At 71.8% G+C, this 16493-nt stretch carries 11 protein-coding genes and 1 pseudogene; 8 read left to right on the top strand and 4 right to left on the bottom strand.

The features are described 5' to 3' along the window. From ACGFRG_RS24350 to ACGFRG_RS24330, 5 genes are all read left to right on the top strand, one after another. Nucleotides 1-1719 (top strand): SulP family inorganic anion transporter, encoded by a 1719-nt coding sequence (locus tag ACGFRG_RS24350; RefSeq protein WP_393267242.1) that lies wholly within the window; start codon nucleotides 1-3, stop codon nucleotides 1717-1719. Then, on the top strand, nucleotides 1716-2129 hold the full coding sequence (locus ACGFRG_RS24345) for a pyridoxamine 5'-phosphate oxidase family protein (protein WP_393267123.1): 414 nt from the start codon (nucleotides 1716-1718) through the stop codon (nucleotides 2127-2129). Before ACGFRG_RS24350 ends, ACGFRG_RS24345 begins: the two co-directional genes overlap by 4 nt. A gap of 50 nt (nucleotides 2130-2179) precedes the next feature. Next, on the top strand, nucleotides 2180-2551 hold the full coding sequence (locus tag ACGFRG_RS24340; RefSeq protein WP_393267239.1) for an ATP-binding protein: 372 nt from the start codon (nucleotides 2180-2182) through the stop codon (nucleotides 2549-2551). 705 nt (nucleotides 2552-3256) lie between these two features. Then, on the top strand, nucleotides 3257-3607 hold the full coding sequence (locus tag ACGFRG_RS24335; protein ID WP_361433428.1) for a metalloregulator ArsR/SmtB family transcription factor: 351 nt from the start codon (nucleotides 3257-3259) through the stop codon (nucleotides 3605-3607). Between the two features lie 286 nt (nucleotides 3608-3893). Further along, nucleotides 3894-4451, top strand: coding sequence for a hypothetical protein (locus ACGFRG_RS24330; protein WP_361433415.1), 558 nt, complete (start codon nucleotides 3894-3896; stop codon nucleotides 4449-4451). Nucleotides 4452-4785: 334 nt separating this feature from the next. On the opposite strand, the gene ACGFRG_RS24325 is transcribed toward ACGFRG_RS24330, so the two are convergent. Both ACGFRG_RS24325 and ACGFRG_RS24320 read right to left on the bottom strand, forming a co-directional pair. Next, on the bottom strand, nucleotides 4786-7683 hold the full coding sequence (locus tag ACGFRG_RS24325) for an AAA family ATPase (RefSeq protein ID WP_393267121.1): 2898 nt from the start codon (nucleotides 7681-7683) through the stop codon (nucleotides 4786-4788). A gap of 215 nt (nucleotides 7684-7898) precedes the next feature. Further along, the gene (locus ACGFRG_RS24320; RefSeq protein ID WP_393267118.1) at nucleotides 7899-10064 is read right to left on the bottom strand and encodes a M4 family metallopeptidase; all 2166 of its coding nucleotides are present in this window, start codon (nucleotides 10062-10064) and stop codon (nucleotides 7899-7901) included. Between the two features lie 280 nt (nucleotides 10065-10344). Between ACGFRG_RS24320 and ACGFRG_RS24315 the strand changes: the two genes are divergently transcribed. Continuing rightward, on the top strand, nucleotides 10345-11961 hold the full coding sequence (locus ACGFRG_RS24315) for an amidase (protein WP_393267115.1): 1617 nt from the start codon (nucleotides 10345-10347) through the stop codon (nucleotides 11959-11961). Between the two features lie 789 nt (nucleotides 11962-12750). Here the strand turns inward: ACGFRG_RS24315 and ACGFRG_RS24310 are convergent. Then, nucleotides 12751-12987, bottom strand: coding sequence for a hypothetical protein (locus ACGFRG_RS24310; protein WP_393267113.1), 237 nt, complete (start codon nucleotides 12985-12987; stop codon nucleotides 12751-12753). A 257-nt stretch (nucleotides 12988-13244) separates the two neighbouring features. Between ACGFRG_RS24310 and ACGFRG_RS24305 the strand changes: the two are divergent. Continuing rightward, nucleotides 13245-13507 (top strand): annotated as a pseudogene (locus ACGFRG_RS24305) (MFS transporter); the annotation flags it as partial. Nucleotides 13508-13704: 197 nt separating this feature from the next. Here ACGFRG_RS24305 and ACGFRG_RS24300 read toward each other — a convergent pair. Next, on the bottom strand, nucleotides 13705-15474 hold the full coding sequence (locus tag ACGFRG_RS24300; RefSeq protein ID WP_393267111.1) for a GAF domain-containing protein: 1770 nt from the start codon (nucleotides 15472-15474) through the stop codon (nucleotides 13705-13707). A 553-nt stretch (nucleotides 15475-16027) separates the two neighbouring features. Here ACGFRG_RS24300 and ACGFRG_RS24295 point away from each other — a divergent pair. Then, nucleotides 16028-16492, top strand: coding sequence for a pyridoxamine 5'-phosphate oxidase family protein (locus tag ACGFRG_RS24295; protein ID WP_361433442.1), 465 nt, complete (start codon nucleotides 16028-16030; stop codon nucleotides 16490-16492). Nucleotide 16493: the final 1 nt, after the last annotated feature.

Raw genomic sequence — 16493 nt, 5'->3', positions numbered from 1 at the left:
ATGATCAGCCGGGCCTGGGGGCCGGTCCGATCCGTTCTGCCCGCCCGCTCCGACCTCGCCCGGATGGGCCCCAACCCGCGCCGGGACCTGCTGGCCGGGCTGACCGTGGCCATCGTCGCCCTGCCGCTCGCCCTCGGCTTCGGCGTCTCCTCCGGCCTCGGTGCCGAGGCCGGGCTCGCGACCGCTGTCGTGGCGGGCGCACTCGCCGCCGTCTTCGGCGGCTCCAACCTTCAGGTGTCCGGACCGACCGGCGCGATGACCGTCGTCCTGGTGCCGATCGTCGCGCAGTACGGGCCGAGCGGCGTACTCACCGTCGGCCTGATCGCCGGGGGGATGCTCATCGCCCTCGCGCTGCTGCGGGCGGGCCGGTACATGGCCTACATCCCGGCGTCGGTGGTGGAGGGCTTCACCCTGGGCATCGCCTGCGTGATCGCACTGCAGCAGGTCCCGAACGCGCTCGGGGTGGCCAAGCCGCACGGCGACAAGGTCCTCATAGTCGGCTGGCGGGCCGCAGAGGAGTTTGTGCGCCACCCGAACTGGACCGCACTCGCGCTGACGCTCGGCGTGATGGTGGTGATGCTGATCGGCGCCCGCTGGCGGCCGACAGTCCCGTTCTCCATCGTCGCGGTGATCGCCGCCACCCTCGTCGCCCAGCTCCTCCACCTGGATGCGGCCGCTCCGATCGGGGATCTGCCGTCCGGGCTGCCGGCCCCTTCGCTGGCATTTCTGCATCCGGGGACGCTGGCCTCGCTGCTGGCTCCGGCGGTCGCGGTGGCCGCGCTCGCCGCGCTGGAGTCGCTGCTGTCGGCCCAGGTCGCCGACGGCATGACCGTCGGACAGAAACACGACCCGGACAAGGAGTTGTTCGGGCAGGGCCTGGCGAACATCGCCGCCCCGCTGTTCGGCGGCGTCCCGGCGACCGGCGCGATCGCGCGTACCGCCGTCAACGTCCGCACCGGCGCCTCCTCCCGGCTCGCCTCGCTCACCCACGCCGCCGTCCTCGCGGTGATCGTGTTCGCGGCAGCGCCGCTGGTCTCCAAGATCCCGCTGGCCGCACTGGCGGGCGTGCTCCTCGCCACCGCGATCCGGATGGTCGAGGTCGGCTCGCTGCGCGCCATGGCGAAGGCCACCCGCTCAGACGCGCTGATACTCGTCCTCACCGCCGTCGCGACCCTCACCCTGGACCTGGTGTACGCGGTGGTCATCGGCTTGATCGTGGCAGGTGCCCTCGCGCTGCGCGCGGTCGCGCGGCAGGCCCGCCTGGACCAGGTGCCGCTGGACCGGGGTGATCACAGCGCCGAGGAGCACGCGCTGCTCGCCGAGCACATCGTCGCCTACCGCCTCGACGGGCCCCTCTTCTTCGCCGGGGCACACCGCTTCCTGCTCGAACTCTCGGAAGTCGCCGAGGTGCGAGTGGTGATCCTGCGGATGTCACGGATAACGACCATGGACGCCACTGGCGCGCTGGTCCTCAAAGACGCGGTGGAGAAGCTGAACCGCCGCGGCATCGCCGTGATGTCGTCGGGCATACGGCCGGGCCAGCGCCAAGTCCTCGACTCCGTCGGCGCGCTGGAGCTTTTGCGGCTGGAGGGGCGCGAGTACGCCACGACCACCGAGGCCATCGCCGGAGCCCGTGCCCATCTGCACAGTGCCGGTCTCCTCCCGGTCGTTCCCGGCCGGCCGGCCCCCGCATCCGTCACCGAAGAGGCTTCCCGATGACCACTCCCGTTGCCCGCCGCATGGTCGAGGTGTCCGGCACCGAGGCCCTGTGGCTGCTCGAAAGCGCCGCCCAGGGACGCCTGGTCTATTTCCAGCACGACCGTGCCGTGGTCCGCCCGGCCGTCCATGTCCTGCAGTACGGGCGCCTGATCGTCCGCACGCCCGCCCAGCAGGCCGCACTGTCAGGGCGGGCCGCCCTCACTTATCAGGCGGACGAGATCAAGGTGGCCGGTGGCACCGGGTGGACGGTGACGGTCACCGGCCCCGCCGAGGTGATCACCAACCCGGACGAGGCCGCCCACTACCGCCGTACCCTGTCGGGCTGGGCCCACGGGCCGCACGACACCTTGCTGCGCATCCAGCCGCAGACCGTGGCCGGCTTCCGCCTCGCCCACGCGGAGGCCAGGTGACAGCCCAGCTGGAGACGCTGCCCTACCGGCACGTCCTGACCCTGCCCGCCATGGGGTCGGCCGTACGCATGGCACGTGAGACCGCCGAACAGGTCCTGGCCGAGTGGGGCATCAGCCGGCGCCATCCCACTGTGGACCCGGCGCTGCTGATCCTTTCGGAGCTGGTCACCAACAGCGTGCGGCACGCCGCCGCGCTCTCCCCGAACGTCACCGTCATCTTCGCGGCCGGACCCGACACCTTCGCGTTCGCCGTCCACGACCGTCACCCCTACCAGCCGGCGCTGTATGGCGCGTTCGCCGCCACCGGCAGTGGCGGGCTGGCCACGGTCATGGAACTCACCCTCGGCCTGGGCGGCACGGCCGTCGTCCGCGGCGATGCCGACAGCCGGGGCAAAAGCATCTGGATCACAGTGCCGCTGTGACCCGTCTTCACCAGCAAGGAAGTTCACCACGATGACGATCGAATGGCGCTACACCGTCGAGCAGGACCTCGGTGTCCTGGCCATCGCCGGATTTCTGGGCGGTGACGCGGTGCCCCGCTTCACCGGCGCTGTCGGCTGGGCCCTGGCCCGGGGCACCGGCCCGGTCATCGTGGACTGTGCCGAACTGCACGGCTGGTCCACCGAAGGCCAGCTCGCCATCGAGCGGGCCGCCCGCGAACTGGCCCGCCTGCGGCCGACTCCTGCACCTGGCCGCGATCCCCGCCGACGGCTCCCTGGTCCCCACCGGCGACCACCCCCCGATCGAGGTCCACTGCGACCTGCCCGCCGCACGCGCCGCACACACCGCCGCCGAAGGTGCTGCCGAGGGGCGACAGGAGTGGCGGACCAGCGGGTGGCCGGCCGGGCAGTGACTGTTCACCGAGCTCGGCATCCCCCGCCGAGCCGCTGCCGCGCAACGGGGCGATTCTCGCGCAGGCCTCCCCCACCCGGTCTGTCGAGTTGCTAATCTTGGCAACTCCAGAGGTCGTCACCGTGGAAAGACGGCGTCTCCGCCACCTGCGTGGATTCGGCTTCGCCTGGTGCCGCGCGGCAGGATGGCCGCATGTCAGTCATGTTTGGGTGGATACGATGCGCCAAGGACCGGCCAGGACGGCCACCGCGCTGTTCCGCAGAGGGGACGGCACGGTGAGTGCGCCGCTGTATCAGCTGAAGGCCGAGTTCTTCAAAACGCTGGGCCATCCGGTCCGTATCCGGGTCCTTGAACTGCTGAGTGTCCGTGAGCACGCGGTCTCCGAGATGTTGCCCGAGGTCGGCGTCGAGGCCGCCCACCTTTCGCAGCAGTTGGCCGTGCTGCGCCGCTCGAACCTCGTGACCAGCCGCCGCGAGGGCTCCACGGTGTTCTACGCGCTGGCCAATCCGGAGGTGGCGGAGCTGCTCAGGGTGGCCCGCAGCATCCTGTCCGGGGTGCTGGCCGGGCAGGCCGAGCTGCTGGCCGACCTGCAGGCCACGCAGCCAACCGCGAAACCGCCCTCGTAGCAGGGCCCTTCGACCGGCGGTCGCCTTTCGCCCGATGGACAGCTCTGGACCGGCGGAAGGCGGCCGTCCCCGCTCATCGCACCGCATGCCTCACCGACACACCCCGCCGCCACCCTCCCGGACGAGCAGGACGCCCAACTCCCCCTGATATCACGGACTCCACGCCCGAAGGGACCCTCGGTCGCGGCCTCCCCGGCAGCCCCCGGGCTTTCAGGTTCCGCTCCGCCAGCACAGATGACGGGCCCCTTATGGCTCTCACACAGCTCCGCTCGGCATACTTCGCGCCGTGGACCAGCGAGCAGATGATCAGCACACGCCCTTGAACACCGCCGCACTGAACCCGGCGTACGTCCCCGGGCTCATGCCTTCCCTCGGCGCCGCGCCCGAAGTGGCGACGGCTCGGCAGAGTGCGCCCGGGCCGGAGCCCGACGCACAGGACGCGGCGGCCGATGAACCCGGCACCGCCGCGTCGGCGGCCGACGCCGCAACCGAAGCGAGAACCGAGGCGGAGCCGGAGACCGCAGACGAGACCGGCGCTGCCGATCCCGAGGAAGCCCAGGAGGGGCCCACGCTCCTCCTGTCCGACCGGCGGGGGTCCATCACCGCCGACCGCTCGGGGATCCGGCTGCGCCTGGACGGCGAAGAGGCCGAGTTCGGGTGGGACGAGCTCAACGCCGTCGAGTACGCGACCTCGCGCTGGACCCGCCGGTTCACTGTCACGGTGCATCTGGCCCGGCCGCGGGCCCGTTGGTTCCGCACCGATGTCCAGGCCCCGGACCGGGCGAGCCTGGCCCAGTGGCCGGAGCAGCTCGAAGAAGTACTCAACGCCTACTTCGAGGAGTAGGCCGCGCGGGCCCCGCGGCCGGGCGGACGCGACAACGCCGACCGTACGGGGAAAGGGATTTCCCCGTACGGTCGGGCGCGGCCACAGCGTCCGCCCGGCCGCTGACGCTCTCGTGTCCGTTCCCGATGTGTCCCATCAGGCGCCGGTGGAAGGCGGGGTCCTCGGCGACGGTGAGCGTGCGGCCGTACCAGCCGTGGGCAGCATCGGTGTGCCGGCCGATCACCGTGTCCTGGCCGACTTCACCCGCACACTCAAGCGCTGAGCCCTCCGCGCGACCACGGGCCTGTCCGGCATGATCCGCCGGGCAGGCCCTCGGCTGTCGGCCCGCAGGGGCCTACACCGTGGGCGCCGCCATCACCATGCGCGCGATCTCCACGCGGGACTTGGCGCCCAGTTTGAGGTAGGCGCGGGTGAGGGCCGCTTCCACGGTTTTCACGCTGACCACCAGGCCCACCGCGATCTCGCGGTTCGTGGCGCCCTGGGCGACGCGTGCCACGACGCTGCGCTCGGTCGACGTGAGGTGTTCCGCCCAGGAGCCGCCCTCGGGAGCGCGGATCGAGCCGTCCTGGACGCGGTCGCGTTCGGCACATGTCAGGGAGACCCATGAGCGGGCACCGGCCCTGGTGAAAATCCGGAGTGCGCCCGCGAAGGCGGCGCGGGCGGTGACTTCGTCGCCGAGAAGGCGGCGCACTCGCCCCAGGGCCATGTGGGTGCGGGCCTCCTCCAGGGGATATCCACTGGCCCGCAGCCGGGCTGCGGCGTGCTCCAAACCCCGTGCTGCTTCGGCGAGTTCGCCGCGGGCCGCGCTGACCGTCGCCGCCGACCTGTCGAGTGTGGCGAGGACGCCGGGTCGGCCGAGCCGCTCGGCCTGGCGACGGGCCCGGACGATGACGGCTTCCGCCTCGTCCGGTGCGCCCACGGCTGCCAGGGCCTCCGCGAGGTCGGCGTGCCAACGCCGGGTCGCCGGGTCCCGCTGCCCCTGTGCGGTCTCCGACTCGGCGGTGTGTCTGAGGAGTTCGGCCGCCTGCTCGTACTGACCGCTGAACAGCCTGATCCTTCCCTCTGCGTGCAGTGCCCGGGGCAGGAAGAGCCGGTCGTCGTCGTCCTCGCTGTGCCGTCTGGCCGCCTCCGCCGCGGCGAGCGCCTGGCCCAGGCCACCGCCGGCCGTCTCGGCGAGCGAGACGGCGTACCAGGCGGGCCCCTGGCTCAGCCCCGACTCCTGGGTGATGCGCAGGCTCTGGCGGGCGATGGTCAGGGCGGGGCGACACCGTCCGCGCTCGATCTCGACCTGCGCGAGACCGATGAGGCAGTGGCTGAGGCTGTCCGCCGAACCGCGCTGCCGCAGCCTGTACACGAGCGTGCGCAGCTCGGCTCTGGCCTCGTCCAGCTCGTCGCGCACCAGGTGGAAGCGGTGTTTGAGGTACAGGGGCCCGTTGTGGTGGATCATGGCGTGCACGTCGTGCGGGGCGGCGAGCGCGGCAGCCAGGGTCGTCTCGGCCTGCGGGAGCCCCAGGAAGAGTTCCAGAGCCGCCTGCTGGGTCAGCGCCATCAGCTCGGTGCGCCGGTCGCCGGTCTGGGCAGCGAGCCAGGCGGCACGGATGGCATGGCGGTGTGCGCGTGCCGCGGAGCCGCCCACCATCCATTCGCGCCAGCTCATCCGGTAGTGCAGCTGGGCCAGCAGCTCGGGGTCGCCACCGGCGTCGCGTACCGCTTCCGGGAAGACGTCCGCGACCTCGGCCATCGCCTGACCGCAGGAGTCGATGACCACGTTCCAGGCGCGTACCCGCTCGGCCGGCCGCCGCGCCTCGCCCAGCACCTCGTGCGCGAGCCGCCTGGCGAAGTCGAGGTGCGCGGCATCGATGGCGTCCTCGGCGGCCGTGAGCCTGCGGGCGATGTCCACGTGCCCCTGGCCGGGAGGCGTGTGCTCGGCGGCCAGGCGGCCCAGTCGCGCCGCGGTCCCGGGAGCACCCCGGCGGCGGGCCGCCGAGGCGGCGGCCGTGAGCCGGGCCGCCACGACCGGGTCGGGCCCCGTGGTGAGCCGCGCGATGTGGTGGGCGCGCTCGACGGGGTCGTCGGACGCGTCGGCCAGCGCGCGGTGCGCGGCCACCACGAGCTCGTACGGCGTCTCGGCCCGCAGCACCATCGGCGTCAGCGGATCCAGGAACCGGATGATCCCGCGGTCCGGCCCCGACCGGGCGTCGAGGATGCCGTGCCGCATACAGATGTCCAGATCGGCCGCCGCGTCCGGGCGGCCCGCGCGCCGCAGCAACTCCACCGTGGGACGCGCGGCGGCGCCCGCGAGGACCAGTGTCTGCCGGGCACCCGCGGGCAGGGCGTCGATCCGGTCGAGGATGGGGCGGCGAAGGGAGTCGGGGACGGGCAGCGGTTCGGCGGAGTCGGGCACGTCGTGGTCCCCGCCCCGGACGCGCTCGTCGAGGGCGGAGCTGAGCTCCAGAGCCGTACGGGGGTTGCCGCCGCTCGCCCGGTACAGGCGCGCGGCGAGGGGGCGGGGCCAGCAGGGTTGGTCGTGCCGCTCCAGCAGCTCGGCGATCTCGTCGGCGGTCATGGGCGGGACGCGGATGCGGCGGACCGGGCGCGGACACAGGTCCTGTACGCCCGTGCAGCCGTCCGCGCGGTCGGATGCGCTCGCGTGGTCGTCCGTGATCCCCGTGCGCAGGGTGATGAGCACCCGCAGGTCGGCGTCGGCGCGGTGGGCGACGTACTGCAAGATCTCCGCCGTGGCCCGGTCGAGCCACTGTGCGTCGTCGATGACCAGCAGGAGCGGACCGGCGGCGCCGAGCAGCGCGAGGACCTTGCGGACCGTGATCCGCAGGAGGAGCGCGTCGCGCTCGCCGGTCCGCCCGTTCGGGCCGGTTCCGCGAGGCTGTGCGCTGCGCAGCAGGGTTGTTTCGAGCACGGCCCGTTCGTGGTCGGCCAGGGCGGCGAGGGTGTCGTCGCCGACGCCGCTCAGCAGGTCGATGAGCCCGAGGAAGGGGCTGTCGCGCTCGGCCGGGGAAGGCGAGCAGTGCAGCACCCGGTGGCCACGGGAGCCGGCTTCCGCGACCAGCTGCGACACCACCGTGGTCCTGCCGATGCCCGCCGGTCCGCTGAGGAGCACGCCTCCCGCACGGGAGAGGTGGGCCCGTACGGTGTCGCAGAGGGCATCGCGTTGGACGGCGGATGGCCGGGGACTCGCCGGGCCAACGGCCGGCAGGGGGATCGGCTCGGTCATCGCAAGCCCTTCCGGACACAGCCTTGTTCATACATCAGACATTGATCATGAACCTGCCATTCATTGCGCCGCGCCGAATGTAGGACCGCCCCCGGTGAGAGGTCAAGACCAATCGAAGCTCTGCTCGCCGGTCGCTGACACGCGGACCGGGCCGCTGGTCAGAAGACCAGCGGCCCGGCCACGTACAGGTGTTGACGACGCTCAGCGGGGCTGACTCAGCAGGGGCCCGCGTCCTGCCAGACGGCCCAGGAGCCGGGTGCGCCCGGCTCGGCGCCGGTCGAGTACCACTGCGAGGACCACTTGTGGCCCTTGTACGAGACCTGGTCACCCGGCTGGTAGCTGGTGGTCGCGCTCCAGGACGGGAGGTTGCCGCAGCCCTGCGGCGGGCCGCCGGTGATGGTCCAGGTGAAGGAGGCCGCGCCGGTGGCATTTTCGGTGTTGTTCGCCGTGACGGTCACCGACGAGGTGCCGGCGGTGGTCGGAGTGCCGGTGACGAGACCGGTGGAGGAGCTGATCGACAGCCCGGCGGGCAGACCGGTCGCGCTGTACGTGAGCGCCTTTCCGGCCGGGTCGCTCGCCTTGATCTGCAAGGAGACCGCAGTGCCGACCGCGCCGTTCTGGTTGCCCGGGTTGGTCACCGAGGGCGAGCCCGGCTGGCCGTTGCAGCTGCCCGGTACGGGGTCGGCGCCGGTGACGCTGACCGCGGCCCAGGCGGCGTCGACGGTGTTGTACTCGGTGCAGTGCGTGCCGTAGAGGTCGGCGGCGGCCTTCAGCGAGTCGATGCGCGCCTGGTGGTAGTCCTCCGCGCTGTTGGCGTAGGAGGCCAGCGCCTTGTACCAGATCTTGCCGGCCTTGTCGTTGCCGAGCCCGGTGACCGTGGAGTTGTTGCAGGTGGGGCTGTTGCCGTAGCCATGGTCGCCGCTGCCGACGGCCGCCAGGAAGAACCAGTGGTTCAGCGGACCCATCGAGAAGTGCGGGTCGAGGCTTCCGTTGCTGCTGTCCCAGCAGTTGGGCGACCGGCCGTCCAGGGACGGGTCGTACATGTAGCGCAGCGGCTTGCCGTCGCCGTTGATGTTGATGAGCTCACCCATGGTGTAGTCGGGCGTGTCGACCGGGTTGTTGGCGTAGAACTCGACCAACGTGCCGAAGATGTCGCTGGTGCCCTCGTTCATGCCGCCGGTCTCGCCGGTCTCGTCCCAGCCGGTGAGCGCGCCGCTCACGCCATGGCTCATCTCGTGGCCCGCGACGTCGAGTTCGACCAGCGGGCGCGCATTGCCCTGGCCGTCGCCGTACGTCATCTGGGTCCCGTCCCAGAAGGCGTTCACATACGCGTTGCCGTAGTGCGTCCGCGACGGCACGCCCCGGCCGTCGCCGAAGATACCGCTGCGGCCCTGGACGTTCTTGTAGTAGTCGTACGTCTCCGCCGCGCCGTAGTGCGCGTCGACACCGGCGGACGCGGGGTCGCTGGTGGAACCGTTGCCGAAGGTACCGCTGGAGTTGGAGAAGACCGAACCCGTGCCGCTGGTGGCGTGGTTGAGGTTGGTCGTGTAGCCGCTGCCGTGCGACGGGTCCTGCATCGAGTAGCTGCTGCCGCTCTGGGTGAGGTCGATGGAGACCCTGCCGCTGTAGATCGACTGTCCGGTTCCCGCGACGGTGGGGGTGGTGGCCCTGGGAGCGGCGCCGGCCGTACCGGTCGTGTGCGCGGCGCCCGCCACGGCGAACGTGCTCACCTCGTCACTGGACCGTACGACCTTGCCCGTACGGGCGTCCACCAGGACGTGCAGACGGCTCGGCGTCTGGTCCGGACGCACACCGCTGACGACGGTCTCCCAGACCAGGGCGGCGTCGGTACCCTTCATCCGCACCGCCAGGTGCGAAGCCGAGACCGAGTCGACGCGGCCGTGGAACACGGCCCTCGACACCTGCGCGGCGCGGGGGGCCGCCAGTCGGGGCTCGGTGGAGACCGCCCCGGAGGTCCGCGAACCGGTCGCCAGCGACTGGTACGTACCGTCCTTCTTCAGACGCACGACGACGTCACCGCCGTAGGTGGGCAGCCCCTTGTACGTGCGGTCGAAGCGGACGGAGGCGGAGCCGTCCCTGTCGACCACCAGATTGCGGACCGAGAACGCGTCGCCGTCGGCCTTGTGGGCGTCCCTCGGGTGAGCCGACAGCGCCTTCTGCGCCGCGTCCACGACGCGGCTGCGGACGGCGGGTGCCGGATCGGCCGTGTAGGCGGCCGCGCTGAACGCCCCGGCGCCGACCCGCGCGGGCTGCGGGGACGATGCCGGAGCCGTCGCCATGGCGGCGGGCAGGGCGATGGCGGACGCGGACACGCAGGCCAGCGTGACCGTCAACAATCTCGCGGTTCTTCGTATGTCCATGGAAGTGGGGGTTCCTTTCGCTTCGTGCACACGGGCGGGCTCGTGCGCAGGGGCGCCCGCCGATGTTGGGCAGGGTGTTCGGGGAGGCGGCGGACGCCTGCGGGTGTACTGACGACGCCGCTCCTGGCGGGAGCCGCGCCGACGCATGAGTGTCCGAAACGGACGTGCACCGGTGCCAGGCACTGCGCGCATTACGAGGGGTTTCCCTATCGCGGCGTCGGCAGTGCCCGGCTCGGCCGCCCCTTGCGCCGGACGGTGCGCGTGTAGTGCGCTGAGTGCCATGAGAACAAGTGGAGTTGGTGCACTGATCGCCGCCCTGGTCGCCGGGTCGCTGCTGGCGAACGTTCCGGGGTCGAGCGCGGAGGACGTCGGCGCCGCCGACACACCGTCACGCGGAGCGTCGTTCCTCAAGGGGATCGACCTGGACACGGTGACGATCCCGGAGTTACAGGCGCTCAGGCGCAGCGGGACCCTGACGTCGTCCGAGCTGACCCGTGCCTACCTGCGGCGGATCGGGACGATCGACCCGAAGATCCACGCGGTACTCCATACCGACCCCTCCGCCCTGCGGCAGGCCGCGGCCAGCGACGCCCGGCATCGCGTAGGCCGTCTCCGCGGACCGCTCGACGGCATCCCCGTGCTGCTCAAGGACAACGTCGGCACCCATGACATGCCGACCACGGCCGGGTCGCTCGCGCTGGCCGGCGAGCCACCCGCCACCGACGCCGTTCTGGTGACCCGGCTGCGGCAGGCGGGGGCGGTGATCCTGGGCAAGACCAATCTGTCGGAGTGGGCGAACTTCCGGGCAGCGAAGCCGACATCGGGGTGGTCGGCCGTGGGCGGGCAGACCAACAACCCGTACGTCCTCGACCGCAATCCGTGCGGATCCTCCGCAGGCTCGGCCGCCGCGCTCGCCGCGTCGCTCTCCCAGGTGGCGATCGGCACCGAGACCGACGGGTCCATCGTCTGCCCGGCCGGGACGAACGGAGTGGTCGGCCTCAAGCCGAGCCTCGGCCTGGTGAGCCAGCGGGGAGTGGTGCCGATCTCCGCCGAGCAGGACACCGCCGGGCCCATGGCACGCAACGTCATCGACACCGCGCTGACGCTGTCCGTGCTCACCGGCGACCGCTCCACGAGCCTCGGCGGCCGGTCGGCTCCGGACGAGCGGGGAACAGGCCACGGCGGGGCGGTGGGCCGCTCGGACGGATTGCGGGGCAAGCGCATCGGCCTGTGGCGACTGCCCTCGCTCGGCCCCGACGTCGACGCCGTGATCACCCGTACCGCGGCGAAACTGCGCGGCGCCGGTGCCGAGGTCGTCGAAGTGACGCCCCCGTACCAGGCCCGACTGGCCGAGCTCGAATTCCCGGCGCTGCTCAGCGAGTTCCACCGGGACATCGACGCCTACCTCGGCACGCGTCAAGGACCCCACGACCTGGCCGGGTTGATCGCATTCAACCGCGCCCACCCACAGGAGCAGACCTGCTTCGCCGGGCAGGAACTGTTCGAGCAGGCCCTCGCCGCGCCATCCACCACCGACCCGAAATACCGGGCCGTACGTGCGGAGCTGACGGACCTGGCACGGCGCTCGCTGGACGAGGCGCTGGCCGCTCACCACCTTGACGCCATCGCCGCACCGACGAACCCGCCGGCCTGGACGACCGACTGTGCGCGCGGCGACAACGACGTGATTCCGTCCTCCACCCCCGCAGCCGTCGCCGGCTATCCCTCGCTCTCGGTGCCCGCCGGATCCGTGGGTGAACTCCCGGTCGGTCTGCTGCTGATGGCCGGCGATCGCGCGGATGCCCGACTGCTGTCGCTGGGTGCCGCCGTGGAACAGCGTCTACGGGCGTGGCGCGCACCCCGCTATCTGCCGTCGGTGGGGCCCGCCGTCCGCTGAGCGAGCCGGGTAAGGGGGCGGACCGGAATAATGTGAGCGCGGATCCTCGGAAGTGCCGGTCCGAAGCCGGCCGTTGACGGGGCGATCAGGTCACGCGGATTCCGGCCATGACGGCCATGACGGGGGCATGAGAACGTTGGCCAGGATGCCGCCCGTGTTCCCGGCGGAGTGGTCACCGTTGGCGAACCACTGGTGGACGTGACCGATCGTGGCTCCCCCACAGGCACGCGGCAGCCGCAGGGTGTCCAGGGTGCGGAGGCTGTCGCGCGGAGTGCCGCGCACTACCATCGCGCCGATCCCGAGGACCTGGTCATTGACGCCGTTGAGCCAGGTATCGCCCCGTCTGTAGCCGTAGTACGTGGGCGAAGGGCTGTATCGATATCTCGCCACTTCGTTCGGGGCACGACGGGGCGGGCCGCGGCGGCCGGAGCGATGGCACTGACGACGAGCCGCCGGTCGTCGCTCCCGGCACCGTCCGCCCGACCGGCCGCGCCACCGTCCCCTCCCCCGCGGTCGGCGCGCGGCTAGGGCCTGTCCGGTGGATCTGGCCGCCTTCGGTCCGGGCCGCCGTTTCGGTGCTGGTGAGCGGGGGTGTGGTGCTTCCCCAAGCTCTCAACCTCGTTCGAGCAGGGGAGACCCCAATGCTGCAAGGCGGAGGAGGGCGGCGACGCGTGGGGGTGCCCCCTGGTCGAGCGGAGCCGAGAGCTTGGGGGAGTCGGCAACCGACGACAACGCGGCAGATGGGCGTGCCACGACCCCGCGTCCCAGGCAAGATCCACCGGACAGGCCCTAGGCTGCGCGCATGACGCCAAAGGCGCGTACCCCGCCGCCGCCTCCCGTCTCCCCGACACCCGAGCGCGTACGCCCGGCCCGAGCGGGCCGGACATGACGGTAGAAGCCCTTCCACGCCGGGTCGCCCTCGCCGAACACGGCCCGTCCGTCGGCCGAGATCTCACGGCGCGTCAGCAGCCGTCGCCCGGCCACCGGCCAGCTCTGCGTGGGGCGCGCGGCTCTGTCGCTCCTCATGCCAGCAGACGCTAGAGGCCGCCATCCGCCCGCGCGTTGGGCCGAAAGTCCCCGTGCGCCTCCCGTACGGCCCCATCGGCCCGCATGACACGCGGGCCGGGACCGTCCACCGGCGGTCGAGGGCCGTTCGGCCCGCGGCACGGCACGGCACGGCACCCGAGCGATCGTCGAGTCCGCCGACAGCCGACGGTGCGCTCCTCGTGTGCCCAGCCGGATCCGGCCACCACGGCGCCGCACCGCAGGAGGGACGAACAACCATGCTCCAGCCATCGAGGAAGCGCCCGCGCGACACCGGGCCGGGCGGACCGGTGCCCCGCCGCGCCTGGCCGATGCTGGCCCTGGCCACGGGGTCGGCTTCGCCGTGAACTTGTGGGCATGGGCGCTGCTCAGCCCGCTCGGTCCGCGCTTCAAGGACACGTTGGAGCTCAGCGCCTTCCAGCAGTCGCTGCTGGTGGCCGTGCCGGTCGTGATCGGCTCGCTGGGCCGTGTCCCGGTGAGCGCGCTGACCGACAGGTACGGAGCCTGCGGCTCGTACGCCCTGGGGCTGCTCCTGCTGGCCGCGACAGCCACAGCGGCCCTGCTCTTCACCGACACGGGGGTACGCAGGGCCGTCGACCACGGGAGGGCGATCGCCTCACCGCACTGAACACCGGACCGCCCTGGCCGAGTTCAGCGGCTGGTGGAAACCCGCAGGTCGCCAGCGGCTGGTCGGGTGCCCTACGGTTTCTGTATCGGAACCTGCCACATCAGCGCGGTCCCGCCATCCTCCGCCTCGGCCAACTCCAGTCGGCCGCCCAGTTGCTCGGCCCGGTCCGCCAGGTTGCGCAGCCCGCTGCGACGGCCGTCGGCCGGGATGCCCGCACCGTTGTCGGTGACCGAAAGCCGCACCTCCCGCCCGTCCGTTGCCAGGACCACCTCGGTCCGGGTCGCATGGGCATGCCGGGCGATGTTGGTCAGGGATTCCGAGAGCACCGCCACCACATGGTCGGCGATCTCCTTCGGGACGTCGGTGTCCAGCAGACCCTCCATCCGCACACTGGGGGCGAAGCCGAGGACCGGCGCCGCCTCCCCGACCACCCGTACGGCCCGAGCCCTCAGACCCGCCTCCCCGGCGCCCTCGCGGGTGCGCAGGCCGAAGATCGTCGATCTGATGATCTTGATGGTCTCGTCCAGGTCGTCGACAGCGCGTGCCACGCGCTCGCCGGCCTCCTCGTGCTCGATGAAACGCCCGGCGCTCTGCAGTGTCATGCCGGTGGCGAACAGCCGCTGGATCGCCAGGTCGTGGAGGTCTCGCGCGATACGGTCACGGTCCCTGAGCACCGCGACCTGCTCGGCGTCCTTGCGGCGCTCCGCAAGCTCCATCGCGATGGCAGCCTGGGCGGCGAAGGCCTGCAGGGTCTCGGTCTCCGTGGCCGCGAACAACGGCTGACCGGCCTTGCGCGCCAACAGGACCACGCCTCGCGTACCCTCATCGCCCGTGCCGATGGGCACAGCCACGGCAGGGCCCAGCCCGGCGAAGCGCGGGGGCTCCGGGGAGACCCGTTCGTCGTGGATGACGTCCGCGCTGGTCACCGGGGCGGCGCTGGAGAACGCCAGCCCCATCAGGCTCCTGTCCAAGGGCAGGACGAGACCCCGATGCGCCTCGGCGTCCATCCCTACGGCGACCTCCACGGCGATCGACCCGATGCCCTCCATGGGCAGCGCGACCGCCGCCAGGGCCGACCCGGTGATCTCACCCGCCCGCTCCGCGATCAGAGCGAGGACATCGCTGCGCGCGTCGCCGGACATCAGGCGATGGGTGATCTCCGCGTTCGCCCGCAGCCAGCGCTCACGCAGCCGTGACTCCTCGTACAGGCGGGCGTTGTCGATCGCGACTCCGGCCGCCACGGCAAGCGTGAGCGTGACCGAGACGTCCTCCTCGTCGAACTGGGCGCCGCCGCGCTTCTCGGTCAGGTACAGGTTGCCGAAGACCTGATCGCGCACCCGGATGGGCACCCCCAGGAAGGTGTTCATCGGCGGGTGGTGAGCCGGGAAGCCGTACGAGGACGAGTGCTCGGAGATCTTCGCCAGTCGCAGTGGCTCGGGGTGGCGAATCAGCTCGCCGAGGATGCCGTGGCCCTCCGGATACGGGCCGATCCGGGCGATCTGCTCCTCGCTGACCCCCACCGTGTGGAAGGCGGACAGCCGCCTGCCGTCCGGGCCGATCACGCCGAGCGCCGCGTACTCCGCGTCGACGAGCACCGCCGCTGCCTCCACGATGCGGCGCAGGGCCTGTTCCAGATCGAGCTCGCAGCCGACCGACAGCACCGCCTCCAGCAGGCTGTGCACTCGGTCACGGGTGCCGCGGGCCGCGTCCAGGCGGGCCTGCAGCTCCTCCAGCAACTCGTCCAGCCTCAGTTGAGGCAGCCGTACGCGGGCCTCCTCGGGGCTTTCCACCTGCGCTCCTCCAGGTCCCCTCAACGCACGACCCCCCACCGGTCCTGTCATCAGCCACGGTAATGGTCGGCTGCGGAGAGCGACAGCAGATCAGGCCGAGTGGCCAGGTCCGTGCCAGGTAACGTCCCGCACTCGGGCCGATCGACCCAGTGGCGGGGACCGCCAGCACCCACAGCCGCCGCGCGACGCCCCCGCCATGGCGCGACACAGGCCGGCGAGCCGCTCCGGCCGCAAGCTCCGGCGGTACGTCACAGGATTCCCTCACGGCATGAGTCCGCAGGCCGGACAGGGCGGGTCGGTGCCCGTCGCCGTCACTGTGAGCGGGACACGAGGGACGTCCGGCCCCGCGGCGGGGACCTTCGGCATCTACGGGAACGGCGCGGCCCGAGCGACAGTGACAACAAGAGCGGCGCCGATCCCCCGCGGTGCCGCTCCGCTTCACATGGCCACTCGGCCGTCAGTGAGGAAGGCGCCACCGGACTCCGGCCGAGGCGAACGGACCTTGCGCGAGAGACTCCCGCGCGGTTCGAACGGCCTGGCCAGAGCCGACGCGTGCCCGCGCGAGACAGCGAACTCCAGTGACCCGACCCTACGGAAACCTGCCATGACCAGTGACGACGACCGGACGAACAGCTCGGCGACGCGCAGCAGTGTCCAGCTGGACAGCGACGCGGCACTGCGGCTACTGGGCAGCGTGTCCTTGGGGCGGATCGTCTTCACCCGGCACGCACTGCCGACCATTCGCCCGGTCAACCACGTCCTGATAGACGGCGACATCGTCATCCGCACCCACGGTGACGCCTCGCTGACCCGGTACACCCGGCACACCGGGGGTGAGGGGGCCGTCGTCGCCTACGAGGCCGACGACATCGACCCCGACACCCATCTCGGCTGGAGCGTGGTCGTCACGGGCTATGCCCGGCTGGTGACCGACCCGGGGGAACTGGCCCGATACCGGGCACTGTTGCGCCCCTGGGGAACGCAGAGGATGGATCACACCGTCCGCATTCACCCCGATCTGGTCACCGGAGTCCGCCTCACCGACCGCGATCCGTCCCCGTTCGCCTGAA

This window comes from Streptomyces sp. NPDC048696 (assembly GCF_043198895.1).
Lineage (GTDB): Bacteria > Actinomycetota > Actinomycetes > Streptomycetales > Streptomycetaceae > Streptomyces.
Note: the sequence above shows the minus strand (reverse complement) of the source record. Positions and strands in the feature narration are given on the sequence as shown.